This window comes from Amycolatopsis sp. NBRC 101858 (genome assembly GCF_030269325.1).
GTDB lineage: Bacteria > Actinomycetota > Actinomycetes > Mycobacteriales > Pseudonocardiaceae > Amycolatopsis > Amycolatopsis ponsaeliensis.
On the sequence record NZ_BSTD01000004.1, the window covers coordinates 858370 to 882385 of the forward strand.

A 24016-nucleotide genomic window follows, 5' to 3' on the forward strand; every position below is an offset into this window, starting at 1 on the left:
CAGGCACGATGGTGCCGATGGCCGAACCGCCCCCGATGGACGTCCCCGCGAGCGGGTACCTCGTCGTCCGCGCTTCCGGTGCCGCGGCCGCGCGCGCCGCGATCCTCGGCGGCAGCAGCGATCCCGAGGGCATCCAGCTGCTGCTGCGCTGCCCGGTCCCGCGCGCGGTGGCCGAGTCCGGCGCGAAGCTCACGTACGCCGACGCGACGCTGCACCTGCTGCCGTCCGGCGTCGTGCTGCTGACCGTCGCCGCGGCGAAGCTGTCGATCTCGTTCGCCGAGCTGCGGCCGCTGATGTTCCGGCCGGTCGAGGTGGACGCGCCGCTGCGGTCGCTGTTCGCCGGCGCGGTGGCCCACGTCCTGGCAGCCGGCCCGCGGCTCGACCCGCACGGGCTGGCCCACCACCTCCTCGGCTTGGCCGAGCTGGTGCTGCGCAGCGCGCTGCGCGTCGAGCTCGACCGGGTGGACGCGTTGGCGGCGCGAAGGCGTGAAGCCCTGGAGTACATGCGCGCGCACCTCGGTGAGCAGTCGCTCAGCGCGGACAAGATCGCCGAAGCGCTGTACATCTCGCGCCGGCGGCTGTACCAGCTCTTCGACGACGGACAGGGCGTGTCCGAACGGCTGAAGGGCCTGCGGGTCGAGCGCGCGAAGGCGTTGCTGGCGGACCCGGCCAAGGCGGCGCGGGGGATCGCGGAGATCGCGCGTGACTGCGGGTTCACCAGCGCCCCGCACTTCTCGCGGACGTTCCGCCAAGCGACCGGCCGGACCCCGCGCGAGTTCCGGGAGCGGGCGCTGCGGGGGTGAGGTCGACGCCGGCGACGAGCGTCCCGGCCAGGCCGGCGACCTCCAGCCAGCCGCGGCCGCCGGGGGAGTGCAGGGTGAACACGGCCGCGCGCGGGCGATCCGGGTCGAGGACGACGGCCTGCAGCTGCGCGCCGGACAGGCCGATCCGCTCGACGATCACCACCGGGTAGCCGCGGCCGGTCCGCGCGTGGCTGACCTCGCGGATGCCGGGGGTGGTGTCGGCGACGAAGTGGCCGAGGTCGGCGGCGTCGTCGAGGGTGCCGTCGATCGGGACGACCCCGGCGATGAGCACCGCCGGGTCGGCGTCGCGGTGTTCGACGAGGGCGAGCAGGCCGGCGCGCTGGTCGTGCGCGATCTCCGCGCACTGGACGGCGGCGGCCTCCAAGCCGAGATCGCGGGCGGCGTCGGGCCCGCGCAGGCGGGCCATCAGCGCGTGCAGCTCGGCGGTGGTGCGCTCGACCGAGTCCAGGTTCACCGGGGTGATCCCCGGAACGGCGGGCAGTTTCACCGGCCACCCAGGGCCGCGGCGAACGCACCGACCGCGCCGGGCGGCGGCGTCACCGGCACGACGGGGGTCTTCGCGACGTTCACGCCCAGCTCGCGCCCGGCGGCCGAGAACGTCTCCAGATGCGTGGTGACGCCGGCGAAATCCGGGGTGCTCGGCAGGGGAGCACCGTCGCCGAGGGCTCGGAGCCGGTCGGCGACGCGGGCGGCTTCGGCGGCGTGGGCGCGTTCCAGCTCGCGGGCTTCGGCGAGGACGCGGTCGAGGTCGTCCTGTCTCGCCGCGAGGCGGGTGCGCGCCGCGGTGAGGTTCGGCTGGGCGGCGGGGGAGAACTGCACTTCGGTTTCGGCTTGGCCGACGTCGTCCTGGGCGGCGGTGAGGGCGCGGCGCGTGGCGGTGGCCCGGCGGTCGAGGTCTTCGGCGCGCCGGTGATGCGCGACGAGGGTGCCGGCCCAGTCATCGAGGATCGCGGCGGCCGAGCGCAGGGCTTCGGGGACGGCGGCGAGGCCGGTCGCGGCCCGGGCGGCGCGGTCCGCGAGGGCTTGCGCGGATCGGCCTGCCCACTCGGGGATTTCGCCGGGGGAAGGTGTTTCGCCGAGCTGTGCGGCCGCGGCGGCGTAGTGGCGCGCCGCTTCGGAGACGGCATCGGGACGGCCGGGGACCGGGTCGAAGCCGAGGCCGCGGAACTCAGCAGCCATCGGCTCGGCCCGGTTCGGGGGCGACGGCGATGTGGTCACCCATCGGCTCGGCCCGGTTCAGAGGCGGCGGCCGCGATGTGGTCAGCCATCGGCTCGGCCCGGTTCAGAGGCGGCGGCCGCGATGTGGTCACCCATCGGCTCGGCCCAGCTCCTCGGCCGCCGCCGCATCCGCTGTCCGGTAGGCCTTCGCCGCCGCCCGGACGCTGTCCGCCGCCGTCGTGAAGTCCGTTTCCACCGCTCGTATCCTGCCCGACCACTCGCCGACCAGCACGGCGAGCGCGGCCGATACCGATGTCGGGCCGAGGTCGCCCGAAGCCGCCGTCTCGACCTGGCTCGCCGCCGCTCCGTACTCCTCTGCCGTGTCCTCGAGCCGGAGCGCCAAGGCGTCCAGCGCCGCCGGGTCCGCGTGGAAGCCGCCGGTCATTCGCCGAACACCGGGGGGTACGCCGGGGGCAGGTCGTCGAGGAGGTCGTAGCCGTCCGCGTACCGGTCGCGGTGCTCGGTGTCCTCCTCGCGGCGCGCGCCCTGGCCCGGCGGGTACATGCCGTACCCCGTTCCCGCGCCGCGGCCGCCCGCCGATCCCGGTCCGAAGCCCGAGGCCGCCGTCCCGAAGCGCCCGGCACCGGCCCGTCCGCCTTCGCCGAGCGCGCCCGGGCCGGCCGGACCCGAGCCGACGAAGCCGGCGTAACCCGGCCCGGCAGCGGTCCCCGGCCCACCGGCGCCGATCACCCCGTCCAGGCCCGCGGCGGGCAGCACCCCCGCGCCGGTGAACGCCGGCGGCAACGCGGACGCGGTCGACGTCGAGTCGTCCGGCACCCGGTCCGGCACCCGATCCGGCGTCCGGTCCGGCTCCCGGTCCAAAGGCGGAGCCTCGACGATCGGCGCGTGCGGCACCCGCGGCACCACCGCGTCCGAACCCGCCGCGCTCACCTGCGGCGCCGTGTCGAACGCCGGCGGCAGGCGGTGCCGGACGTCGTGGCTCGCGCTCTCGTACTGCTCCATCACGCGGACCGCCTCGGCCTTGGCGTCGTCCGCCTGCTTCTTCGTCGGCAGCTTGTCGTCGAGCAGCTCGTCCAGCATGTACGCGCCCTCGGGCCCGTCGAGCCGCTTGACCGCGTACCCCTCCTTGAACCACCGCTCGGCCCAGTAGTGCACCGGCTCCGGCATCTTCCGCCGGGCTTCGCCGATCGCCGACGTGTAGCTGTCGAGGCCGTCGCCGATGTGCCGGGCGTTCTCGCCCGCCGTGCTCGCCCAGCCGGTCAGGCGCTGGATCGAGTCCGCCGCCTGCGCCGCCGACGGCCCGCGCCACGACAGCAGCAGCTTCTGCACCAGCGTGTGGACGTCGCCGGTGGCCGTGTCGACGCCCCGGGCGAGCTCGGCCCACCGGTGGGCCTGCTCGCCGAGCCGCGGCGGGTCGGCCGACTGCACCATGTCCCACAGCTCGCGGTGGTCGTAGCTGTCCCAGTTGATCTTGCCGAAGCTGTCCTCGCGGTTGTTCACGGCCTTCTCGCGACGCACCCGGCGCGCCTTCGCCTTCTCGCGCGCGGTCGGCCCGTGGTGCGTGGAGTGGAACTCAGGCATCGCGCTCACCCGCCCGCAGCGCCGCGGCCGCCTCCTCGTCGTTGCTCCGGTGTGCCGCCGCGACGGTCTCGAGCGCCTGCCGCAGCGAAGCCAGCTCACCGAGGTACGACTCGAGCGCGGCCTGCACGCCGCCGGCCTCGGCGCCGCCGCGCAGCCCGAACGAGCGGCGCATCCAGTGCGAGACCGGCCCCTTGCCGTCGGCCAGTGGCGTGCCCAGCTCGCGGGCGCTTTCGAGGTAGCAGGACAGCTCCTGGTGCCGTGCGTCGAGGGCGTTCTTCGCGGCGTCGATCTCGGCGTAGTCCAGCTCGAGGACGTCGGTGCCGTCGGCGACCAGCGCGGCCGCGCCGCTGCCCTGCGGTTCCGCGACGCCCGAGGCTCGTTCCCTCGGTCCGTCGGTCACCCGCTGCTGCTCGGCACGCAGCTGCCGCCGCGCGTCGGCCTCGTCGCGCACAGTCGCCATGGAGGTCCTTCCCTTGCCACCCAGGCGTCCATCCTGACCAATGCGCGCTGTGATGAGAAGAGACCCCCACCCGGGTGCACGGGTGGACACGAAGACTGCACGGCCGGATAGGGCAGGATGTCCGGATGATCCCGCGTCGTGCGTTCGGAGCCGTTCTCACCGCCCTCATCGGGCTCGTCGTGCTCGCCGGGCCGGCCTCGGCCCACACCGAGCTGGAGTCCAGCTCACCCGCCGAAGGCGCCACGCTCGCGGCCGCGCCGACGGAGGTCCGGCTGACCTTCGGCGAGCCCGTGACGCTGCCGCCGGAGGCCGTCAAGGTCACCGGCCGCGACGGCACCGCCTGGACGGTCGGCACGCCGGCCGTGTCCGGCGCCGTCGTGACCGCGCCGGTGACCCCGGCCGGCCCGGCCCAGGCCTACACCCTGACCTGGAAGGTCATCGCGGACGACGGCGACAACCTGACCGGCACCGTGCACTTCAGCCTCGCGGCCGCGGCCTCGAGCCCGGCGCCGACCTCCGCCGCCCCGGCGCCGACGTCGTCCGCGCAGGCCCAGGCACCCAGCGCCCCGACCGCCGTGGACACCAGCGGTGTCCCCGGCTGGATCTGGGTCGTGGTCGGGGTCGTCGGGCTGCTCGCGGTGATCGTCGTCGGCCTGCGCCAGCTGAAGGGCCGCGGGAAGGACTGAGCTACTCGTCCCGCGGAACCGCCACGACCCACCGCTCGGGCCGCCGGCGCAGGTAGCCCCACCAGTACAGCGCCGACACCACCAGCACCCCGGCGGTGATGCCGAGGTCCAGCGCGCTCTGCTCCACCAGGACGTAGGCCAGCACCGCGACGGCGAGCACCGGCACCACCGGCCAGGCCGGCATGCGCCACACGTGCGGCTTCCGGTGCGCCGCCCGGCGGGCGAACAGCGCGGCGGCCGCGACGCTGAGGTACAGCGCGACGACGGCGACCCCGGTGACGCCGCTCAGCGTGTCCACCGGGACGAAGCAGAGGACGGCTTCGGACAGCCCGACCACGAGCGTCGCGACCCACGGCGCGCCGAACCGCTCGCTCACCACGCCCATCGCGCGGTTCACCGGCGCCGGCCACGCCTGGTCGCGCGCCGAGGCGTAGAGCACGCGCGAGTTCTGGATGACCATGACGATCACCGCGTTCACGATCGCCGCCGCGATGCACAGGCTGATCGCGGCGCCGACCGCCGAGTTGCTCCAGCCGGTGACGAGCGCGGTGAGGTCGACGCCGGCGAGCGCGGCGGCGTCCGGCACCGCGAGGGTGATCGCGACGACCGGCACGAGGATGACCAGCGCGCTGATCCCGAGCGTCCAGAACACCGTCCGGGCGACCGTCTTGCGCGGCTCGCGCATCTCCTCGGCGAGGTAGACGGCGGTGCTGAAGCCCTGCACGACGAACAACGCGACCGCGAGCCCGGCGACGACGGCGATCAGGCCGATCCCGCTCGTGCCGAGCGACGGCTTGACGAGCACGGCCGCGCTCTGCGTGGTGTGGGTGAACCCGAGCAGGGACACCACGAAGATCGCGACGATCTCGATGACCAGGAAGATCCCGGTGATCCAGGCGTTGGAGCGCAGGTTCAGCAGGCCCATCACGGTGGACGCGAGCATCACCAGCGCCCCGGCGACCGACGGGTTGATGTCCGCGACCGCGGCGACGTAGTCGGCGACGCCGATCGCGATGATCGGCGGCACGACGAGGATGACGATGAACGACAGCATGAAGGTCAGCCAGCCGGCGAACCGGTTGGCCACCGTCGTCACCATCGCGTACTCCCCGCCGGCGCTCGGCACCAGCGTGCCGAGTTCGGAGTAGCAGAAGGCGATCCCGACGCAGAGCAGCACCGCGAGCGCGATGGCGAGCGCGGTGCCGGTGCCGAGGTCGGCGAAGAGCGGGGGCACGAGGACGAACAGCGAGGACGCCGGCGTCACGCAGCTGAGCGTGAGCAGGGTGCCGCCGCCGACGCCGATGGACCGCGTCAGCGCGCGGGGTCCGGTGGCCGGGGTGGCGGTGTCGGTGTCGGGCGGGGCGGGAGTGCGGGGCATGGGCGTTCCCTCCGGCCGGGGCAAGGTGCGACGGATGGAACAGCACCGATTCGGGCTTGTCAACGCCACGAAGACGACCGATTTCGTTGTCTGGTCGGCTGACGCTCTTCGGATTTAGTCACTCATCGTCACCAGGGCGTAGCGTTTGCCCTGCGTTGCCCGGGTCGGGGATGATCCGGGGCGTGAGCAGCCAGGACACCCCCAACCGGCCCGCGCCGCCGGTGCTCGACGACATCTCGCGGCAGATCATCGCGCAGCTCCAGGAAGACGGCCGGCGCGCGTACGCGACGATCGGCAAGGCGGTCGGCCTGTCGGAGGCCGCCGTCCGGCAGCGGGTGCAGCGGCTGTCCGACTCCGGCGTCATCCAGATCGTCGCCGTCTCGGATCCCTTGCAGGTCGGGCTGTTCCGGCAGGCGATGATCGCGATCACCGTCGAGGGGCCACTGGAGCCGGTCGGGGACGCACTGGCCGAAATGGACGAAATCGCGTACGTGATCCTCTGCGCCGGGCGCTACGACCTGCTCTGCGAGGCCGTCTGCAAGGACGATGAGGCACTGCTCCAGCTCATCTCGACGCGGATCCGCGCGCTGCCGGGCGTCCGGCACGCGGAAGCGATGGTCTACCTCAAGCTGCGGAAACAGACCTACCAGTGGGGCTCTCGCTGACGGTGACGACTAAATCCGAAGTACAGCCACCCTAAATGACCATGAATTAGTCGAGGCGATTCGGCTGGACGACTGAATCGCTTGCGTCAGCGGGTCCGGGCATGCGATAACCGAGCCATGACCGACGCTTCGAGCCTCGCCCAGGCCGCCCGCAGCAACCTCTGGATGCACTTCACCCGCCACTCCGCCTACGACGAGACCGACGTCCCGGTGATCGTGCGCGGCGAAGGCGCCTACATCTGGGACGCCCGCGGGAAGCGCTACCTCGACGGGCTCGCCGGCCTGTTCGCGGTCCAGGTCGGCCACGGGCGCGAGGAGCTGGCCGAAGCCGCCGCGCGGCAGACGAAGCAGCTCGCGTACTTCCCGCTGTGGGGCCACGCGCACCCGACGGCCATCGAGCTGGCCTCGCGGCTGGCCGAGGCGTCGCCCGGCGACCTGAACCGCGTGTTCTTCACCGTGAGCGGCGGCGAGTCGGTCGAAACGGCGTGGAAGCTCGCCAAGCAGTACTTCAAGCTCGTCGGGAAACCGACCAAGCACAAGGTGATCAGCCGCGCGCTGGCCTACCACGGGACGTCGCAGGGCGCGTTGTCGATCACCGGCATCCCCGGCGCGAAGGCCGACTTCGAGCCGCTGGTGCCGAGCACCCTGCGCGTGCCGAACACGAACTTCTACCGCGCGCCCGAGCACGCCGACGACTACGAGGCCTACGGGCGCTGGGCCGCCGACCAGATCGAGCAGGCCATCGAATTCGAAGGCGCGGACACCGTCGCCGCGGTGTTCCTCGAACCCGTGCAGAACACCGGGGGCTGTTTCGTGCCGCCGCCCGGCTACTTCGCGCGGGTGCGGGAAATCTGCGACAAGCACGATGTGCTTTTGGTGTCGGACGAGGTGATCTGCGCGTTCGGCCGCGTCGGGTACGACTTCGCCGCCAAGCGCTACGGCTACCAGCCCGACATCATCACCACGGCGAAGGGCCTGACGTCCGGGTACGCGCCGCTGGGCGCGGTGCTGGCTTCGGAACGCCTGATGGAACCGTTCACCCGCGGCGAGACGACGTTCATGCACGGCTCGACCTACGGCGGGCACCCGGTTTCGTGCGCGGTGGCGCTGGCGAACCTCGACCTGATCGCGCGGGAAGGGCTCTACGACCACGTGCTCTCCCGCGAGGACGCGTTCCGGTCCACTTTGGACAAGCTGACCGACCTGCCGATCGTCGGCGACGTCCGGGGTGCCGGGTTCTTCTACGGGATCGAGCTGGTGAAGGACAAGGTGACGAAGGAGACGTTCAGCGCCGCGGAATCCGAGCGGGTGCTGCGCGGGTTCCTGTCGGACGCGTTGTTCGACGCCGGGTTGTACTGCCGGGCCGACGACCGGGCCGAGCCGGTGGTGCAGCTGTCCCCGCCGCTGATCTGCGACCAGGCGCAGTTCGACGAGATGGAGCAGATCCTGCGGGAGACCCTGACCCAGGCTTGGAAACTGCTGTAGGGGACGTGCCGAGGTCCGCCGGCTGCCGGCGGACCTCAGGGTGGCCAGGCGATCGCGTCGAGGAACTCCTCGATCGCGGTGAGCACGCGGCCGAGCACGGCAACCGACTCGCCGACCGGGCCGGGGACCTGCATGCCGTGGTCGGCGTCGCCGACCTCCAGCACGTACGGCGACAGCCGACGAGCCTCGGCGCCGTCCCACATCGCATCGCCCGTGCCGCCCACCAGCAGGACGGGTGCGGTTGCCCGCTCCAAAGCGGCGACCACCCACGGCACGGTGAGAATCGGCGTCAGCCACACCGCCGGCAGGCTCCGCTCGGCGGCCAGCGTGGCAGCGTTCGTCCCGAGTGACTTCCCGATCAGCAGGGTGTTCCCGCCGAGGCGGTCGAGCAGGGGCCTGATCTCGTCGCACACCCAGCTTTCGCTCTGCGGCTCGAACAGGTGCGACGGCGGGTGTGACCACCAATGCCGGTGCACCGTCACGCCGCGTCGCTCCGCCACCACCCCGGCGTACATCAGCAGCCCGGCCGCCGGCCCGAACCCGCCACCGGGAATCACGACTGCGTCAGCCATGCTCCCGACCCTAGCCATCCCCACCGCGAAAAATCGACGCGTTGGCCCGATGGGGCGGAAACCGCGCTCTCGTGCGGGTTTCTGGGTACCGTGGGACGCGGGGGACCGGGGGAGCGGCCGGTGACCGGCCCGCCCGCGTCCGCGCCGACCGGCCGCGCACCCGGGAGGAGACCCCGATGACCGCGACCACGGGCACCCCGCGCCTGCCGTTCGAGCGGCCGAACGTCCTGGAGATCGCCCCGCTCTTCGAGGTGCTGCGCCGGCAGGGCCCGGTCGTGCCGGTGACCACCCCGACCGGCGACCCGGCGTGGCTGGTCACCGGGTTCGAGGAGGTCCGCGCGGTGTTCACCGACCCGCGCTTCGGCCGCTCGCACCCGGCGCCGGAAACCGCGTCGGCGCTGTCGGAGGCGGCCATCCTCAGCCGGCCGCAGGGTGACCACGAAACCGAGCACGTGGAGCACGCGCGGATGCGGAAAATGCTCGTGCCGGCGTTCTCCGCCAACCGGATCCGGCGGCTCGCCGGCCACGTCCAGGAGCTGGCCGACGGCTGCTTCGCCGCCATGGAGCGCGCCCGGAAAGCGGACGATCCGGTCGACCTGCACGAGCACCTGTCGTTCCCGCTCCCGGTGCTGGTGATCTGCGAGCTGCTCGGCGTCCCGTACGAAGACCGCGACACGTTCCGCGTGCTGTCCGAGCGGATGGGCCGGATGGACATCGGCTCCGGCGCCGATGCGGCCCTCGACGAGTTCGCGACGTACATGGGCCGGCTGGCGGAGGCCAAGCGGCGCTCGCCCGGTCAGGACGTCGTCTCGGACATGGTGCGCGCGCAGGCCGAGGACCCCGCGTTCACCGACGGCGACCTCGCCCGGCTGGCCGCCGGCCTGCTGTTCGCCGGCCACGAGACGACGTCCAACCGGATCGACCTCGGCGTGTTGTACCTGCTCACCGACCTCGCGCGGCGCGACGCGCTGGCCGCCGACCCCGAGGGCCGGACGCACGGCGTCGTCGAGGAGATCCTGCGGCTGTCGGCCCCGGGCGGGCTCGGGGTGCTGCGGTACGCGCACGACGACGTCTCGCTGGGCGGGGTGACCGTGGCCCGGGGCGACGCGGTCGTCCTGTCGCTGGCGGCGGCGAACCGGGACTCGTCGGTGTTCCCGGCCGCCGCGGAATTCGACCCCGCGCGCAAGCCCAACTCGCACGTGGCGTTCGCTTATGGCGGCTGGTTCTGCATCGGCGCGAGTCTCGCCCGCACGGAACTGCGCGTCGTGTTCGGCTCGCTGTTCCGCCGGTTCCCGGGACTGCGGCTCGCGGTCCCGGTCGGGGAGCTGGAGGTCCGGACGAACCGGGTCACCGGGGGAGTGGACCGCGTGCCGGTCCTCTGGTAGACCTGCGGCGGCCACGACAGGAGGAAAACGTGACCCTGTGGGACAAACTCGGGATGGACGACAAGCTCATCAAGGTGCTGGGCGAGATCCCGCCGGGGCCGGACGCGTCCGAGTTCGGTCCGGCCTACGTCACGATCCACCAGCTGGCCGTCGAGCTGGACCAGCGGTTTCCCGAGGTCCGCAGGCAGCTGGACGTCCCCCTCGGCGGCGGCGCGAACCGGCACACGGGCCTGGTGGAACTGCTGGGCAAGGAACTGGTCGAGAAGATCAAGCGCTACGGCGACGTGTACCCGATCGAAGCGGCGCAGCTGTCTTCGGTGCGGTTCCGTGAGCTGCGGCTGCGCGGCCCGGGCGGGCGTGACCTGGTGGGCGCGTCGCGGACCGACCTGCCGCTGATCCGCCTGCGGCCCAAGGACTGACCGGTGCTGCCACCGCCGCCGGTCCGGGTCCTGGTGGCCGAACGCGACCCGGCGGTACGGACCCGCTTGGGCGAGGTGCTGGCCGAGACCGACGGCATCGAGGTGATCGGCTCGGCATCCGACGCTTCGGCGGCCCGGGCGGCTCTCCGCCGTCACCTGCCGGACGTGGTGCTGCTGGACCTGCGGCTGGGCCCGTTGGGGCCGGTGTTCCGCCGCCCGGCGGTGCTGGCCCTGGTGACGTTCGACTCCGACGCGGGAATCCTGCGCGCCCTGCGCGACGGGGCATCGGGGTATTTGCTGAGGTCGGCTCGGCGCAACGAGCTGATCAAGGTGGTCCGCCTGGCAGCGGACGGCCACGTGGTGCTGTCCCCGGACGCATCCCGCCGGTTGGTGTCGGCGGCTACGCGGTTGTCAGGGCCGCGGGACGAGCGGCTGGCGGGGGTGGACCGGTTGTCCGCCCGGGAGCGCGAGGTGCTGATCGGGATCGGGTCCGCGCTGACGAACGCCGAGATCGCCGGCCGGCTGGGTGTGGCGGAGCCGGAGGTGCGGGATCTGGTGGCTCAGGTGGTGCGGAAGCTGGGGTGCGCGCACCGGACCGAGGCGGGGTTGCTGGCTTATGAGCGGGGGTTGTGCCGGCCGGGCTGAGGGATGGGCGGGGATCTCGCGGGCGTGGGTGGCTCGCGGCGGTGGTTCGGCCGGATAGGGGTGGCCGTGACCCGCGCCGCCGGTGATCGGGCCCGTGCCCGGCCCGCGGGCTGCTCCGCTGGGTGGAGAACCCGGCGAAGCAGCCCGCCGTCCGATCGTCAGAAGCCGGTCAGGCCGTGGGGGACCCCCACGCCCGTCGGGGCGTCGTAGCCCGCTGCCGCTACGCACAGGTAGTCGTCAGCGCACTTCTTGCCGCCGCCCACCGGGTCGTTGGTGCCCGTCGTGATGTCCGTGAACATGCCTGCCTTCGCGTACAGCGTCGATGGCTGGGTCACTCCCGCCTGCCCCGACCGGCCGATCAAGCCCGCGACGTACGGCGCCGATGCGCTGGTTCCGTTCGCCGGGAGCCAGCCGCCCGCGTCCGTGTAGTGGATCGCGATGTCCTCGGCCGCCGCCGCGATGTCCGCCACCGTTCGCTTTCCGCAGTTCGGGTCCTGCTGCCACGACGGCTTCGCGAGGTACGCCGAACAGCCGCTGCCGCCGTACTGCCACGCCGATTCCGCCCAGCCGCGGGCCGACGCCGGGTCGCGGGCCAGGGATGTCCCGCCGACCGCGATCGTCGTGGGCAGGACCGCCGGGTAGCTCGCCGCCGTGAAGCCCGCGTCGCCCGAAGACGCCACCACCGTCACGCCCGGATGCCGGTAGTGGCTCGCGAACGCCAGTGGCGCGCCGCTTTCCCTGGCACCGTAGCTGTTCGACACCACCTTCGCGCCCAGCCGGACCGCGGTGTCCTCCGTCTCCGCCAGGTCGGCGAACCCGGGCGTGTTCCCCTCGACGACCAGGAACCGGCACGACGGGCACGCCGCCGACACCATCGAGACGTCCAAAGTGGACTCCATTGCCCAGCCGAAGTCGGCTTCGGGCAGGGGCGCGGAAAGCCCTTGCTGGTTCACCTTGCGGAAGCAGCCGTTCGCCGTCGTGCACGGCGGCAGGCCGTACTGCGCCCGGTACGCCGCGAGGTCGGCCTCCAGGTTCGGGGCGTCGTAGGCGATCGAGATGCCGACGACGGTGTCCGGCCCGCCGCCCGACGGCAGCCCGTAGGCCGACGCCAGGTCGTCCGCACCCCAGCCGACCGGGCCGTCGGCCAACGCGTGGACCGGGGTGTACGTGGTCAGGCACCGCAGCAGACCCGGACCCGGGTCCGGGCACGCCGCCCGCGGTACCGGTGCGGCGGACGCAACCGGGGCGAAGACCCCGAAGGCGACCACCACGGCGCTCAGCACGCCGATGATTCTCCTGTGCACAGTGGACCTTCCCCTCAGGACGCGTAGACGTGGTAGGCGGCGGTGATCGTCTCGGCGATGGTCGCCCCGGCCGCGTCGGAAGCCGTGACGCGCAAGGAGACGTCGATGCCGCGGAACGTGTCCGTGGTCGCGGCGAAACCCGCGTGGAAGACGCCGTCGCCGCGGGCCGTCACCGTCGCGTCCTGCCAGGTCGTGCCGTCGGTCGAGTACTGCACCGTCGCGGCCGTCACCGGCGACGAGGCGCTCTGCTGCAGGTGCCCGACCGTGAGGTCGAGGCCCTGCGGACCGCTCGCGGTGGACCCGTCCGGCCGGAGCCCGCCGACGGCGTAGCCGAGCGACAGCAGCGGTTCGACCGCGCACGACCGGTCGGGCCCGTTGTCCCCGCGCGCGCAGTACAACGCCGTCGGCAGCGTCGCGCCCTCGACGTGCTGCGACTTCCAGGTCCACTCGGTGTGGCTCGCGGTGCTCTGGTGGTACATCGGCCCGGTGCGGCCCGCGTCGATCGTCAGCCCGAGGGTGGCCGGCCCGGCGGCGACCTCCTGGTCGAAGCCGACCGCGAAGCCACCCGACGGACTGCCCTCCGCCAGGGTCGTGCCGTCCTGGGTGAAGCGGTAGGACCCGGTGATGGTGTCCCGCGACTCGCCGTAGTAGCCGAAGCCGGTGTGGCCGGGCTGGTTGTCGCTGAACGGCGTGATCGCGAACCGCACCAGGTCACCGGCGCGGGTCGCGCCCGGCTGCGTGAACGCCGCGGCGTCGCCCAGCGGCAGCAGCGCCACCGCACCCGCCGGGTGCAGCGGGAACTTGTTCCAATCCTCGGTCACCGAGGAACCGCCCTGGTAGCGGTGGAACGCCTCGTACTGCCCGCCGGCCCAGCCGGGGAACGGCCCGGGCAGCACGTACTTCGAGAACCCGCCGAACCACGCCAGATCCGGTGCCGCCGAGACGTACTCGGTCTGCTTGCGCGGCAGCTGGATCGGGTGCGACACGCGGCCGCTGCTGTCCTCGAAGGAGAACATCCCGCTGCGCTGCCGCAGGCCGAGCGACGAGTACTCGCTGAAGTAGGTCGCGTCCACCGCGGCGACGTCCTGCGCCGTGATCACGTACCGCTGCTGCGGAATCGTGCCGACGCTCGCTTTCTGCAGCACGTATTCGTACGGCACGCCCGGCCCCGGCGGCGACACGAGCCTGCTGTATGGGTACGTCTGCACCGCGCCGGTCCGGACCGGGACCGCCACCGGCGACACCGAGATCGGCACGCCGGGCCCGGCGTCGAAGTCGACGAGCAATGCGGGCCCGGTCTTGGCGGCCCGCCGGAAGAAGAACCCGGTGTCGTCGAGCAAGGCGGGCCGCGGCGTCACCCAGGTCACCTTGCTGGACGCGCGCGAAGCGTCCACGCGGACGGTCTTGTCCGCCTTCACCGCGAACTCCGGCTGCGCGCTGAACCGCACCTCGGTCGGGTTGCCGTCGGCGTCGGCCGTCCAGAACAGGCCGAGTGCGCTGTAGTTCCCGTCCGGCGCGCTGAACTTCGCGGTGCCACCCGAGAAGTAGTTGAGGTTCTCGTTCGGGTCGAGGAGGTTCCCGTCGTCGGTGTTGTAGAGGAACGCGACGCCGGTGTCGGCCGGCTTGCCCGCGATGTCGTTGGCGTCGACCGAAACCGTGCGCAGCACCGAGCGGGGCTGGACAGCCCGCCGCACCGGCGCCCCCGAGAGCGCGAACGTCTTTCCGCCGGCGAAGAGACCCCGACCCCCGAAGTGGCCCCTCGCGTTGTCTTCCTTGTACTGCTTCGCCAAGGCGGCGCCGAACGCCGCCGGGTCGACCGGGGCCGAAGCGCCGGCGAGCAGCGCCTTGACGTCGAACAGGCTCAGGTCCAGCCCGCGCCCCAGGTAGGGGAGCGCGGTGCCGGGGACCTCGTAGTCGCGGTCGCCGAGCCGCAGGTGCACCAGCGCCCGCGCCATGCCCTTCTCGGCGACCGGCCGGATGTCGAACAGGGAACGGCCGTCCGCGGTGGTCCGGACGGTGACCCGGTCACCGGTGGGCAGCGTGGCTGTCGCCGGCGCCGCCGCCGATACCGCCGCCACCGCGGACGGCGGGGCGAGCCCGGCCAACCCCGCCGAACCGGCGAGCAGAACCGCGAACACCGAAAGTCTTCTTCGCACTGGCACCTCCGTGTGGTGGTTGATCACCACTACCGACGAGCCAGACGCCCGGACCGTTGAGGCCGGTTCTCGATCTTCCCGAAGTTACCTCGATCGGGTCAACGACTGAGAGTCAGCGGGCACCGGCCGCGCGACGCCGAAACCGCCGTACGGACCGGCTTTCGCGCGCTTGCGGACCTCGTCGAAGTGCCGGTGCACGGCTTCGGCGGCGGCATCGGCGTCGCGCAGCAGGAGCGCGTCGACGATGGCCTGGTGCCGTTTCGCGGTGGCCGTCGGCGACGACGCCGGCCCGCCCAGTTCGCTTTCGGCGATCCGGTAGACGTCCCAGAACAGCCCGGTGAGCTCGCGCGCGAGGTCGAACCCGGCCTCGGCGCAGATGAGGTCGTGGAACTCGCGGTCGGCTTCCGCGGCGTCCGGGCCCTTGCGCTTCATCCGCGCGACGCAGGCCTGCAGCTCCTCGACCAGCCCGGGCCGGTGGTCGGTGGCGACCCGGCGGGTCAGCTCGGTCTCGAGCATCTCCCGCACCTCCAGGAGGTCGCGCAGCCGCCCGACGTCGGTGGCGCCGCGGGCGCGGGTCCGGAAGAGCAGCCAGGTCTGCAGCGACTCCGACCCGGCGGAGCCGACGAACGTGCCGTAGCCGTGGCGGATCTCGACGATGCCGAGGGCCTGCAGGGCCTTGATCGCCTCGCGGATGGAGTTGCGGCTGACGCCGATGTCCTCCATCAGGCTCAGCTCGGTGGGCATGGGTGCGCCCGGCGGGAGCTCCCGCTCGACGATCAGGTCGATGATGCGCTTGGTGATCTCTTCGCTGCGCTGCGGACGGGCCACTGCTGTCCTCCCCGGATGCGTCGTGAGAGGACATCCTACGTCATACGTCCAGAAGGGTTGACCGGCACGCGAACCCATCCTAGGCTCACGCCGGTCATAGGACGTCCCATGTCCTACCGTTCGAGGCCAGCCGGAGACACCGATGTCCCAGAGCCCGTCGCTCAGCCGCCGCCAGTTGCTGCGCTACACCACCTTCGCCGGGGCGGCCATGGCGTTCCCGACCGTGCTCGCCGCGTGCGGCGGGCCGGCGTCCACCAACAAGACCGGCAGCTCGGCGGGCTCGCTGACCGCCGTCATCGGCTACGGCAACAACCAGACGTGGGACCCGCTGCAGACCGCGTCCGCGTTCTCGATGGCCGCGATCCTGCACTGCTACGAGTCCCTCGTGGAGGGTGACCCGATCACCCGCGCCCCCTTCCCGGGCCTGGCGAAGGCGCTGCCCGCCGACGTCAGCGGCACCAGCCTGAAGTTCGAGCTGCGCGACGGCGCGAAGTGGCACGACGGCCAGCCGGTCACCGCCGACGATGTCGTCTTCACCTACGCCCGCGCGCTCGACGAGAAGGAGAACGTGCTGATCCACAGCTTCTTCTCGCACTGGCTCCAAGAGGTCCGCAAGACCGGCGACCGCGCGGTCGAGTTCGTCCTCAAGTTCCCGTTCCCGTACGCGCTGCAGCGGATCCAGTGCTGCAAGATCGTCCCGAAGCACGTCTACGACGGCAAGTGGGACGACGCCAAGGGCGGCAAGGTCGTCGGCTCCGGTCCGTACAAGGTCGTCGAGCAGGCGGCGCTGAGCCACACGAGCTTCGAGAAGTTCGCCGACTACAACGGCCCGCGCCCGGCGGCCTACGACAAGATGCTGTGGAAGTCCATCGTGGACTCCGCCCCGCGCGTCGCCGCGATCTCCGGCGCCAAGCCGGACGCGCAGATCGCCGAGAACATCCCGGCCGCCAACGCCGACCAGCTGCGCAAGGCCGGCCGCACGGTCGAGTTCGCCGACGGCGGCAACAACCTCTTCCTGCTCTTCAACACCGCGCACGCGCCGTTCGACAAGAACCTCGTGCGCCAGGCGCTGCACTACGCCATCGACAAGAAGAAGATGATCGACATCGGGCTGAAGGGCGCCGGCTCACCCGGGACGTCGTTCATCAACCCGAAGCTCCCGTCCTCGCAGCCCGCGTCGCAGGACTTCGCCTACAACCCCGACAAGGCCAAGCAGCTGCTGCAGCAGGCCGGCGTCAGCGGCCTCAAGGTCACCCTGTCCACGACGAACACCTCGCTGGTCGCCGACTGCGTCAAGGTGATCAAGGAGGGCTGGGACGCGATCGGCGTCCAGACCACTTTGGACTCCCAGGACACCAAGGCGCTGTTCTCCAAGCTGGACGCCGGCACCGACTTCCAGGTCGTCGCCACGACCAACAACCCGCTGCAGTTCGGCAACGACCCCGACCTGATGATCCGCTACTACTACGACGCCAAGTCCATCCTCACCAGCAAGTACGCCCGGTTCACCGGCCCCGACGCCCAGTCCCTGCTCGCCCTGCAGGACCAGGCCGCGGCCGAAACGGACGAGGCCAAGCGGACGACGCTGAACAAGCAGCTGCTGGACCTGATCTCCGAGCAGGCCGTCATCTACCCGGTCGTGTTCACCCAGCTCGGCACGGCGTGGGACCCGAAGGCGATCTCCGGCGTGCGCGCCCAGGGCTACCCGGGCATCTACCTGAACCAGGCGAAGCCGGTCTAAGAGGAGAACACCCGTGGCCGTCGTCGTGCGGATGCTGCTCAGCCGCATCCTCGCCCTGATCCCGCTGCTGCTCGGCGTGATCCTGTTCGTGTTCATCGTGATGCGGTTCGCGCCGGTCGACCCGGCGCTGGCCGCGTTCGACGGCGCGAACGCCACCGCCGAGCAGCTGCAGCAGTTCCGGCTCGAGAACGGGCTGCTGGACCCGCTGCCGTTGCAGTACGTCCACTTCGTCTGGCACCTGGTCCAGGGGGACTTCGGCACCAGCGTGATCACCAAGCAGCCGGTCGGCGACACGATCGCGACGGCGCTGCCGCTGACCGTCCAGCTGACCCTGCTCGGCCTGGTCATCGCGCTCGTGACGGCGCTGGTGCTGGGCGTGACGTCGGCGCTCTACCGCGACCGCTGGCCGGACAAGGTGATCCGCGTGGTCACCCTGGCTGGGGTCGCCGCGCCGGCGTTCTGGGTGGCGCTGCTGCTGGTCCAGTGGCTGGCGGTCGGCCAGGGCCTGTTCCCGACCAGCGGCTACGTCAGCCCGGCCGACTCCTTCGGCGGCTGGCTGAACTCGCTGACGCTGCCCGCGGTCTCCCTGGCGCTGCCGGTGGCCGCGCAGCTGACCCGGGTGATCCGGACGTCGATGGTCGAAGAGCTGGACAAGGACTACGTCCGGACCGCGCGCGGCGGCGGCCTGCCACCGGTGGTCGTGGTCGGGCGCAACGTGCTGCGCAACGCGCTGGTCACGCCGCTGACCGTGCTCGGCCTGCGGGTCGGCTACCTGCTGGGCGGCGCCGTCGTCATCGAGACGATGTTCGCGCTGCCGGGGATGGGGCAGAACATGATCCAGGCCGTCACCGACGGCGACACCGCCAAGGTGCAGGGCTTCGTCATCACCATCGCGATCGGGTTCGTGCTGGTCAACCTGGTCGTCGACGTCCTGTACCTGATCGCGAACCCGCGCCTGCGGAGCCACGCGTGAAGCGCCTGCGCGCGGCCTGGCCCGCGCTCGCGATCCTCGGCGTCCTGCTCCTGGTCGCCGTGCTCGGCACGCTCGTCGCGACGCACAACCCGGACGCGCTGAGCACCGACACCGGCGGGCCCAGCGGTGCCCACTGGTTCGGGACGGACACGTCGGGCCGGGACATCTTCTCCCGGCTCGTCGCCGGCACGCGCTGGTCGCTCGCCATCGGCCTGGGGGCGGTGGCGCTCGCGCTCGTGTCGGGGGCGGTGATCGGGGCGTTCGCCGCCACGTCGCACCGCCGGGTGGACGCCGTGGTCATGCGCGTGCTGGACGTCATCATGGCGTTCCCCGGCATCGCGCTGGCCGCGGTGCTCGTGGCCGTGTTCGGGCACGGCATCGTCGTGCTGATCCTGGCCATCGGGTTCCTCAACATGCCCCCGGTGGCGCGGGTGATCCGGGCGAACGTCCTGGCCCAGTACGGCGAGGACTACGTCGCGGCCGAACGCGTCATCGGCGCGAGGCGGTTCTTCGTGCTGACCCGGCACGTCGCGATCAACTGCGCCGCCCCGGTGCTGGTGTACTGCACGGTCACGGTGGCCGACGCGATCGTGTTCGAGGCGTCGCTGTCGTTCATCGGCGCCGGCATCCAGCCGCCGGACCCGTCCTGGGGCTCGGTGCTCGCCGACGGCAAGGACCTCGTGCTGACCGGCGGCTGGTGGGCGACGCTGTTCCCCGGCCTGCTGATCCTCGTGACGGTGCTCGCGCTGAACATCCTGTCCGAGCGGATCTCGGACGCCTGGGCCGCGCCGTCGGCCCGCGCGGTCAAGGCGGCCGAAGTCGCGAAGGCCGTGGCCAAGCGCGAAGACGCCGACACCGCGCCCGTCCTGCCGATCGCCGGCCTGCGGGAAGCGGGGGAGCGGCTGGCCCGCACGGCCCGGTCGCTCGACCACCGGGACACGGTCCTGGAAGTCGACCGGCTGGCGATCGCCTTTCCCGGCCGCCACGAGGGCGTCGACGTCGTGGACGGCGTGTCCTTCAGCGTCCGCGCCGGGGAAGTCCTCGGCCTGATCGGCGAATCCGGCTGCGGCAAGACGCTCACGGCGTTGTCGATCCTCGGCCTCCAGCCGGCCACGGCGCAGGTGTCCGGCCAGATCCGGTTCGCCCAGCGCGACCTGCTCGCCCTGCGCCCCGGCGAACGCCGCCGCCACCTCGGCCACGACATCGCGATGATCTACCAGGACGCGCTCAGCTCGCTCAACCCGGCGATGACGATCCGCGCCCAGCTCAAGCAGTTCACCCGCCGCGGCGGCACCCGCACCCCGGCCGAGCTGCTGGAGCTGGTCAACCTCGACCCGGACCGGACGCTGCGCGCCTACCCGCACGAGCTGTCCGGCGGCCAGCGCCAGCGCGTGCTGATCGCGATGGCGCTCTCGCGGGACCCGAAGCTGATCGTCGCCGACGAGCCGACGACGGCACTCGACGTCACGGTGCAGGCCCAGATCATGGCTCTGCTGCTGCGGTTGCAGGAGGAGCTGGGCTTCGCGCTCATCCTCGTCTCGCACGACCTCGCGCTGGTGTCCGAGATCGCCGACCGCGTCGTCGTCATGTACGGCGGGCAGGTCGCCGAGCTGGGCAGCACCGCCGAAGTCGTCGGCTCGCCGCGGCACCACTACACGCGCGGCCTGCTCAGCGCGGTGCTGTCGCTGGAGGAGAACGAGGCCCGGCTCACGCAGATCAAGGGTGTCGTCCCGGCCCCGGCCGAGTTCCCGGCGGGCTGCCGCTTCGCCGACCGCTGCCCGGCCGCCCGCGCCAAGTGCCACGACGAGACGCCGGTCCGCTTCGGCGAGCCGGTCGACCACCTCGTCGCCTGCCACTTCCCGGCGGTCGACATCGCCCGCGAGAAGGAGGTGACGGCGTGAACCTCCTGGAGCTCGACGGCGTCCACGTCGTGCACAAGATCCGTGGCCGCGGCCTCTTCGGCCACGACAGCGTCTACGCCCTCACCGACGCCCACCTGGTCGTCAACCCGGGCGAGACGATCGGCGTCGTCGGGGAGTCCGGCTGCGGGAAGTCGACCCTGGCCAAGGTGATCGTCGGCCTGCAGCGCCCGACCGCGGGCACGGTCCGGTTCCGCGGGAAGTCACTGGACGAGGGGTCCGGGCGCGAGGTCGGGATGGTCTTCCAGGACCCCACGACCGCGCTGAACCGCCGGCTCGCCGTCGCCAAGATCATCCGCGACCCGCTCGACGTGCACCGGGTGGGGACGCCGGCCGAGCGTGACGACCGCGTCCGCGAGCTGATGTCGCTGGTCGGCCTGCCCGCCAGCGCCGCCGACGCAGTGCCGGGCCAGCTCTCCGGCGGCCAGCGCCAGCGCGTCGCCATCGCGCGGGCCCTGGCCCTGCGGCCGGCGCTGCTGGTCGCCGACGAGCCGACGTCCGCCCTCGACGTCTCGGTCCGCGCCCAGATCCTCAACCTGCTGCTCGACCTGCGCGAACAGCTGGACCTGGCGATGGTCTTCGTCTCCCACGACATCCAGACCGTCAAGAAGATGAGCGACCGGATCGTCACGATGTACCTAGGCCGGATCGTCGAAGAGGCTCCGGCCACGGCCTTGCCGGACGACGCCCGGCACCCGTACACGCGGGCCCTCTTCTCGGCGACGCCCAGCCTGCTGAACCCGGTCGAGCCGATCGTGCTCACCGGGCCCGTGCCGTCGGCGACGCACCCGCCGAGCGGCTGCTCGTTCCGCACCCGTTGCCCCAAGGCGACCGGCGAGTGCGCGGCCGAACTGCCGCCACCGGCCGCGGCCGGCGGGGGCCACACCTACCGCTGCATCCATCCCGAGATCCCGACCGGAGTGAGCGCCTGATGCCGAAGTTCGCCGGAATCGTCCCGCCGCTGTGCACGCCGTTCAACGACGACTTCAGCGTGGACACCGACTCGCTGCGCCGCCACGTCGAGGTCCAGCTCGACGCCGGTGTGCACGGCGTCTTCGTCCTCGGTTCCTCCAGCGAGGTCGCCTTCCTGCCCGACGCCCAGCGCCGCGTCGTCGTCGAAACGACGGTCGACCAGGTCGCCGGGCGCGTGCCGGTGCTCGCCGGTTGTATCGACATGACGACATTGCGGGTCGCCGAGCACGTCAAGACGGCCGAAGCCGCCGGGGCCGACGCCGTCGTCGTCACCGCGCCGTACTACACCCGCACGCACGTCGCCGAGGTCGACCGGCACTTCCGCCTGCTGCACGAACGCACGGCGCTGCCGATCGTCGCCTACGACATCCCGGTCGCGGTGCACACGAAGCTCGACGGCGGGATGGTCCTCGACCTGGCCGCCGACGGCGTCCTCGCCGGGCTCAAGGACTCCAGCGGCGACGAAGCCGCGTTCCGGGCCGTGCTGCTGGGCAAGCGCGACCGCGGTCTCGACACCTTCGCCGTGTTCACCGGGTCCGAGCTGGTCGTGGACGCGGCGCTGGCGATGGGGGCCGACGGCGCCGTCCCGGGCCTCGGCAACGTCGACCCGGTCGGGTACGTGCTCATCCACGACCACTTCAAGTCCGGCAACCTCGCCGCCGCCCGCCGCGAGCAGGAACGGCTGCTGAAGCTGTTCTCGATCACGTCCGTGGCGCCGCCGAGCCGGATGGGCCGCGGCTCGGCCGGGCTCGGCGCCTTCAAGGCCGCGATGAAGATGCGCGGGTTCATCGACAACGCTGTCATGGCGCCGCCGCAGCTTCCGCTGGACGACGAGGAACTGCTGCGGATCAAGGAGAAGCTCGCCGAAGCCGGTCTGCTCTGATGCTCCACTACGGCGCCGACTACAACCCGGAGCACTGGCCCGAAGAGGTCCGCCGCGAAGACCTGAAGCTGATGGCCGAAGCGGGCGTCACGATGGTGACCGCCGGGATCTACTCGTGGGCGGCCGTCGAACCGCGGCCGGGGGAGTACGACTTCGGCTGGTTCGACGACGTCCTGGCCGGCCTCGCGGGCGCGGGCGTCGGGGTGTGCCTGGCGACGATGACCGCGTCGCCGCCGGCGTGGCTGTCCCACGCGCACCCGGAGATCCTGCCGGTTCGCGCCGATGGCGTCCGGCTGTCGCCCGGTGCGCGGCAGCAGTTCTGCCCGTCCAGTCCGATCTACCGGGCACACGCCGAACGCCTGGTCGCGGAACTGGCGACGCGTTATGCGGGACACCCCGCGCTGGCGATGTGGCACATCGGCAACGAGTACGGCTGCCACATCCGGGCCTGCTACTGCGCCGAGTCGGCGTCGGACTTCCGGCGCTGGCTGCGGGAGCGCTACGGCTCCCTCGACGAGCTGAACGCGGCCTGGACGACGACGTTCTGGTCCCAGCGCTACTCCGCGTGGGACGAAATCCTGCCGCCGCGTGTCGCGCCGACGTTCCCGAATCCCGCGCAGCAGCTGGACTTCCAGCGGTTCTCCTCCGACGCCTCGCTCGGCTGCTTCCTCACCGAGCAGCGCGTGCTGCGCCGGATCACCCCGGACACGCCGATCACGACCAACTTCGTCGGCCGGGTGCAGAAGGCCCTCGACTGGCACACGTGGACGCCGCACGAAGACGTCGTCAGCCTCGATTCCTACCCGGACCCCTACGACCCGCGCGCGCACGTCGAAGCCGGGTTCGCCTACGACCTGGTCCGGTCCGTGAAGGACCAGCCGTGGATGCTGCTCGAACAGGCGCCGAGCGCGGTGAACTGGCGGCCCCGCAACAGCCCCAAGCCGCCGGGCGCGATGCGGCTCGGCAGCTGGCAGGCCATCGCCCAGGGCGCCGACGCGGTGCTGTTCTTCCAGTGGCGGCAGACCAGCGGTGGCGCGGAGAAGTTCCACTCGGCGATGGTCCCGCACGGCGGCCGCGACACCCGGACGTTCCGCGAAACGGCCGCACTGGGGCAAGAGCTGGCCCGGGTGCCGGAGCTGGCCGGGACGCGCGTGCGGGCCGACGTCGCCCTGCTGCACGACTGGCCGAGCTGGTGGGGCCTCGAACTCGACTCGCACCCGGCTCGGCTGGACCAGCTCGAGACGCACCTCGCGCACTACGCGCCGTTGTTCGACGCCAACATCACCTGCGACGTCGTCCACCCCCTGCGGGATCTCACGGGCTACAGGCTCGTCGTCGTCCCGAACCTGTACCTGCTGGAGCAGGCTTCCGCGGACAACCTGCGCGCGTACGTCGCGGGTGGCGGGCACCTCGTGGTGTCGTACTTCTCGGGCATCGTGGACGGTTGCGACCGCGCCTACCTGGGCGGGCATCCCGCGCCGCTACGGGACGTCCTCGGGCTGCGCGTCGACGAGTTCTGGCCCCTCGACTCGCCCGTGGACCTGCGCTTCGCCGACGGGACAACGGATTCCGGGGCGATCTGGTCCGAATGGATCGAGCTCGAAGGCGCCGACGTCGTCGCGTCGTTCGCCTCGGGTGAGCTGGCCGGGCGGCCCGCGATCACCCGGCACGCGTTCGGCGACGGCGTCGCCTGGTACGCCGGGACGCGGCCCGACCTGGCTCCGCTGCTCGGCCGCGTCACGGCCGAAGCCGGGGTGACGCCGGTGCTCGCCACGCCGCCCGGGGTCCAAGCGGTCGTCCGGCACGGCGGGGAAAGCGCTTACCTGATCCTGCTCAACCACGGCACCGAGCCGGTCACCGTCGACCTGCCGCACGCCGCGCCGGACCTGCTGACCGGCCCGTCGCGGCCGGTCCGCGAGGTCCGGCTCGCCCCGCGAGGTGTCGCCGTCCTGAAGGGATGA

23 protein-coding genes are annotated in these 24016 nt (G+C 72.2%); 13 read left to right on the plus strand and 10 right to left on the minus strand.

Annotation, left to right across the window (positions count from 1 at the left end; genetic code table 11):
* Window positions 1-17: 17 nt before the first annotated feature.
* Entirely contained in the window at window positions 18-803 is a 786-nt protein-coding gene (locus QSK39_RS32770) for a helix-turn-helix transcriptional regulator (protein ID WP_285481721.1), read from the plus strand.
* On the opposite strand, the gene QSK39_RS32775 is transcribed toward QSK39_RS32770, so the two are convergent.
* The 5 genes from QSK39_RS32775 to QSK39_RS32795 all read right to left on the minus strand — a co-directional run bounded on the left by QSK39_RS32775 (window position 715) and on the right by QSK39_RS32795 (window position 4044).
* On the minus strand, window positions 715-1311 hold the full coding sequence (locus QSK39_RS32775; RefSeq protein WP_285481722.1) for a hypothetical protein: 597 nt from the start codon (window positions 1309-1311) through the stop codon (window positions 715-717). The genes QSK39_RS32770 and QSK39_RS32775 overlap by 89 nt on opposite strands.
* Window positions 1308-2003 (minus strand): hypothetical protein, encoded by a 696-nt coding sequence (locus QSK39_RS32780; protein ID WP_285481723.1) that lies wholly within the window; start codon window positions 2001-2003, stop codon window positions 1308-1310. The genes QSK39_RS32775 and QSK39_RS32780 overlap by 4 nt, the downstream gene beginning before the upstream one ends.
* Before the next feature lie 127 nt (window positions 2004-2130).
* Window positions 2131-2427, minus strand: a complete 297-nt coding sequence (locus tag QSK39_RS32785; RefSeq protein WP_285481724.1) for a type VII secretion target — start codon at window positions 2425-2427, stop codon at window positions 2131-2133.
* Window positions 2424-3584: a PPE domain-containing protein gene (locus tag QSK39_RS32790; protein WP_285481725.1), complete on the minus strand. Its 1161-nt coding sequence runs from the start codon at window positions 3582-3584 to the stop codon at window positions 2424-2426. The genes QSK39_RS32785 and QSK39_RS32790 overlap by 4 nt, the downstream gene beginning before the upstream one ends.
* The gene (locus QSK39_RS32795; protein WP_285481726.1) at window positions 3577-4044 is read right to left on the minus strand and encodes a hypothetical protein; all 468 of its coding nucleotides are present in this window, start codon (window positions 4042-4044) and stop codon (window positions 3577-3579) included. The genes QSK39_RS32790 and QSK39_RS32795 overlap by 8 nt, the downstream gene beginning before the upstream one ends.
* A 125-nt stretch (window positions 4045-4169) precedes the next feature.
* On the opposite strand from QSK39_RS32795, the gene QSK39_RS32800 reads away from it, so the two are divergent.
* Complete coding sequence (locus QSK39_RS32800) at window positions 4170-4730, plus strand: copper resistance CopC family protein (protein WP_285481727.1); 561 nt, start codon at window positions 4170-4172, stop codon at window positions 4728-4730.
* A 1-nt stretch (window position 4731) separates the two neighbouring features.
* Here the strand turns inward: QSK39_RS32800 and QSK39_RS32805 are convergent, their stop codons facing one another.
* Entirely contained in the window at window positions 4732-6108 is a 1377-nt protein-coding gene (locus QSK39_RS32805; protein ID WP_285481728.1) for an APC family permease, read from the minus strand.
* 170 nt (window positions 6109-6278) lie between these two features.
* Between QSK39_RS32805 and QSK39_RS32810 the strand changes: the two genes are divergently transcribed.
* Both QSK39_RS32810 and QSK39_RS32815 read left to right on the plus strand, forming a co-directional pair.
* Window positions 6279-6773: an Lrp/AsnC family transcriptional regulator gene (locus QSK39_RS32810; RefSeq protein WP_285481729.1), complete on the plus strand. Its 495-nt coding sequence runs from the start codon at window positions 6279-6281 to the stop codon at window positions 6771-6773.
* Between the two features lie 117 nt (window positions 6774-6890).
* Window positions 6891-8258 (plus strand): aspartate aminotransferase family protein, encoded by a 1368-nt coding sequence (locus tag QSK39_RS32815; RefSeq protein WP_285481730.1) that lies wholly within the window; start codon window positions 6891-6893, stop codon window positions 8256-8258.
* A gap of 35 nt (window positions 8259-8293) precedes the next feature.
* Here the strand turns inward: QSK39_RS32815 and QSK39_RS32820 are convergent, their stop codons facing one another.
* Window positions 8294-8830, minus strand: a complete 537-nt coding sequence (locus tag QSK39_RS32820; protein ID WP_285481731.1) for a hypothetical protein — start codon at window positions 8828-8830, stop codon at window positions 8294-8296.
* A gap of 176 nt (window positions 8831-9006) precedes the next feature.
* On the opposite strand from QSK39_RS32820, the gene QSK39_RS32825 reads away from it, so the two are divergent.
* From QSK39_RS32825 to QSK39_RS32835, 3 genes are read left to right on the plus strand one after another with little or no spacing between them, the layout of a single operon-like run.
* Window positions 9007-10215, plus strand: a complete 1209-nt coding sequence (locus tag QSK39_RS32825; RefSeq protein ID WP_285481732.1) for a cytochrome P450 — start codon at window positions 9007-9009, stop codon at window positions 10213-10215.
* A 29-nt stretch (window positions 10216-10244) separates the two neighbouring features.
* Window positions 10245-10634 (plus strand): hypothetical protein, encoded by a 390-nt coding sequence (locus tag QSK39_RS32830; RefSeq protein WP_285481733.1) that lies wholly within the window; start codon window positions 10245-10247, stop codon window positions 10632-10634.
* A 3-nt stretch (window positions 10635-10637) separates the two neighbouring features.
* The gene (locus QSK39_RS32835) at window positions 10638-11279 is read left to right on the plus strand and encodes a LuxR C-terminal-related transcriptional regulator (RefSeq protein ID WP_285481734.1); all 642 of its coding nucleotides are present in this window, start codon (window positions 10638-10640) and stop codon (window positions 11277-11279) included.
* A gap of 158 nt (window positions 11280-11437) precedes the next feature.
* Here QSK39_RS32835 and QSK39_RS32840 read toward each other — a convergent pair whose 3' ends face one another.
* From QSK39_RS32840 to QSK39_RS32850, 3 genes are all read right to left on the minus strand, one after another.
* Window positions 11438-12583, minus strand: coding sequence for a S53 family peptidase (locus QSK39_RS32840; RefSeq protein WP_285481735.1), 1146 nt, complete (start codon window positions 12581-12583; stop codon window positions 11438-11440).
* Between the two features lie 14 nt (window positions 12584-12597).
* A complete protein-coding gene (locus tag QSK39_RS32845; protein ID WP_285481736.1) occupies window positions 12598-14721 on the minus strand; it encodes a hypothetical protein in 2124 nt (707 codons plus the stop codon).
* 102 nt (window positions 14722-14823) lie between these two features.
* Window positions 14824-15567, minus strand: coding sequence for a FadR/GntR family transcriptional regulator (locus QSK39_RS32850; RefSeq protein WP_285481737.1), 744 nt, complete (start codon window positions 15565-15567; stop codon window positions 14824-14826).
* Window positions 15568-15709: 142 nt separating this feature from the next.
* Here QSK39_RS32850 and QSK39_RS32855 point away from each other — a divergent pair, with 142 nt between their 5' ends.
* Genes QSK39_RS32855 through QSK39_RS32880 form a run of 6 tightly spaced genes read left to right on the plus strand, consistent with a single transcriptional unit; the run spans window position 15710 to window position 24016 of the window.
* A complete protein-coding gene (locus tag QSK39_RS32855; RefSeq protein ID WP_285481738.1) occupies window positions 15710-17308 on the plus strand; it encodes an ABC transporter substrate-binding protein in 1599 nt (532 codons plus the stop codon).
* A gap of 13 nt (window positions 17309-17321) precedes the next feature.
* On the plus strand, window positions 17322-18281 hold the full coding sequence (locus QSK39_RS32860) for an ABC transporter permease (RefSeq protein ID WP_285481739.1): 960 nt from the start codon (window positions 17322-17324) through the stop codon (window positions 18279-18281).
* Window positions 18278-20182 (plus strand): dipeptide/oligopeptide/nickel ABC transporter permease/ATP-binding protein, encoded by a 1905-nt coding sequence (locus tag QSK39_RS32865; RefSeq protein ID WP_285481740.1) that lies wholly within the window; start codon window positions 18278-18280, stop codon window positions 20180-20182. The genes QSK39_RS32860 and QSK39_RS32865 overlap by 4 nt, the downstream gene beginning before the upstream one ends.
* The gene (locus QSK39_RS32870) at window positions 20179-21132 is read left to right on the plus strand and encodes an oligopeptide/dipeptide ABC transporter ATP-binding protein (RefSeq protein ID WP_285481741.1); all 954 of its coding nucleotides are present in this window, start codon (window positions 20179-20181) and stop codon (window positions 21130-21132) included. Before QSK39_RS32865 ends, QSK39_RS32870 begins: the two co-directional genes overlap by 4 nt.
* Entirely contained in the window at window positions 21132-22055 is a 924-nt protein-coding gene (locus QSK39_RS32875; protein ID WP_285481742.1) for a dihydrodipicolinate synthase family protein, read from the plus strand. Before QSK39_RS32870 ends, QSK39_RS32875 begins: the two co-directional genes overlap by 1 nt.
* Window positions 22055-24016 (plus strand): beta-galactosidase, encoded by a 1962-nt coding sequence (locus QSK39_RS32880; protein WP_285481743.1) that lies wholly within the window; start codon window positions 22055-22057, stop codon window positions 24014-24016. Before QSK39_RS32875 ends, QSK39_RS32880 begins: the two co-directional genes overlap by 1 nt.

What these genes read in the sequence shown, in the direction of transcription:
- QSK39_RS32810 (WP_285481729.1), top strand. Translation starts at nt 6,279, where the DNA reads ATGATCCGGGGCGTGAGCAGCCAGGACACCCCCAACCGGCCCGCGCCG.
- QSK39_RS32855 (WP_285481738.1), top strand. Translation starts at nt 15,710, where the DNA reads ATGTCCCAGAGCCCGTCGCTCAGCCGCCGCCAGTTGCTGCGCTACACC.
- QSK39_RS32780 (WP_285481723.1), bottom strand. Translation starts at nt 2,003, where the DNA reads ATGGCTGCTGAGTTCCGCGGCCTCGGCTTCGACCCGGTCCCCGGCCGT.
- QSK39_RS32790 (WP_285481725.1), bottom strand. Translation starts at nt 3,584, where the DNA reads ATGCCTGAGTTCCACTCCACGCACCACGGGCCGACCGCGCGCGAGAAG.
- QSK39_RS32800 (WP_285481727.1), top strand. Translation starts at nt 4,170, where the DNA reads ATGATCCCGCGTCGTGCGTTCGGAGCCGTTCTCACCGCCCTCATCGGG.
- QSK39_RS32875 (WP_285481742.1), top strand. Translation starts at nt 21,132, where the DNA reads ATGCCGAAGTTCGCCGGAATCGTCCCGCCGCTGTGCACGCCGTTCAAC.
- QSK39_RS32825 (WP_285481732.1), top strand. Translation starts at nt 9,007, where the DNA reads ATGACCGCGACCACGGGCACCCCGCGCCTGCCGTTCGAGCGGCCGAAC.
- QSK39_RS32880 (WP_285481743.1), top strand. Translation starts at nt 22,055, where the DNA reads ATGCTCCACTACGGCGCCGACTACAACCCGGAGCACTGGCCCGAAGAG.
- QSK39_RS32785 (WP_285481724.1), bottom strand. Translation starts at nt 2,427, where the DNA reads ATGACCGGCGGCTTCCACGCGGACCCGGCGGCGCTGGACGCCTTGGCG.
- QSK39_RS32820 (WP_285481731.1), bottom strand. Translation starts at nt 8,830, where the DNA reads ATGGCTGACGCAGTCGTGATTCCCGGTGGCGGGTTCGGGCCGGCGGCC.
- QSK39_RS32815 (WP_285481730.1), top strand. Translation starts at nt 6,891, where the DNA reads ATGACCGACGCTTCGAGCCTCGCCCAGGCCGCCCGCAGCAACCTCTGG.
- QSK39_RS32805 (WP_285481728.1), bottom strand. Translation starts at nt 6,108, where the DNA reads ATGCCCCGCACTCCCGCCCCGCCCGACACCGACACCGCCACCCCGGCC.
- QSK39_RS32770 (WP_285481721.1), top strand. Translation starts at nt 18, where the DNA reads ATGGCCGAACCGCCCCCGATGGACGTCCCCGCGAGCGGGTACCTCGTC.
- QSK39_RS32795 (WP_285481726.1), bottom strand. Translation starts at nt 4,044, where the DNA reads ATGGCGACTGTGCGCGACGAGGCCGACGCGCGGCGGCAGCTGCGTGCC.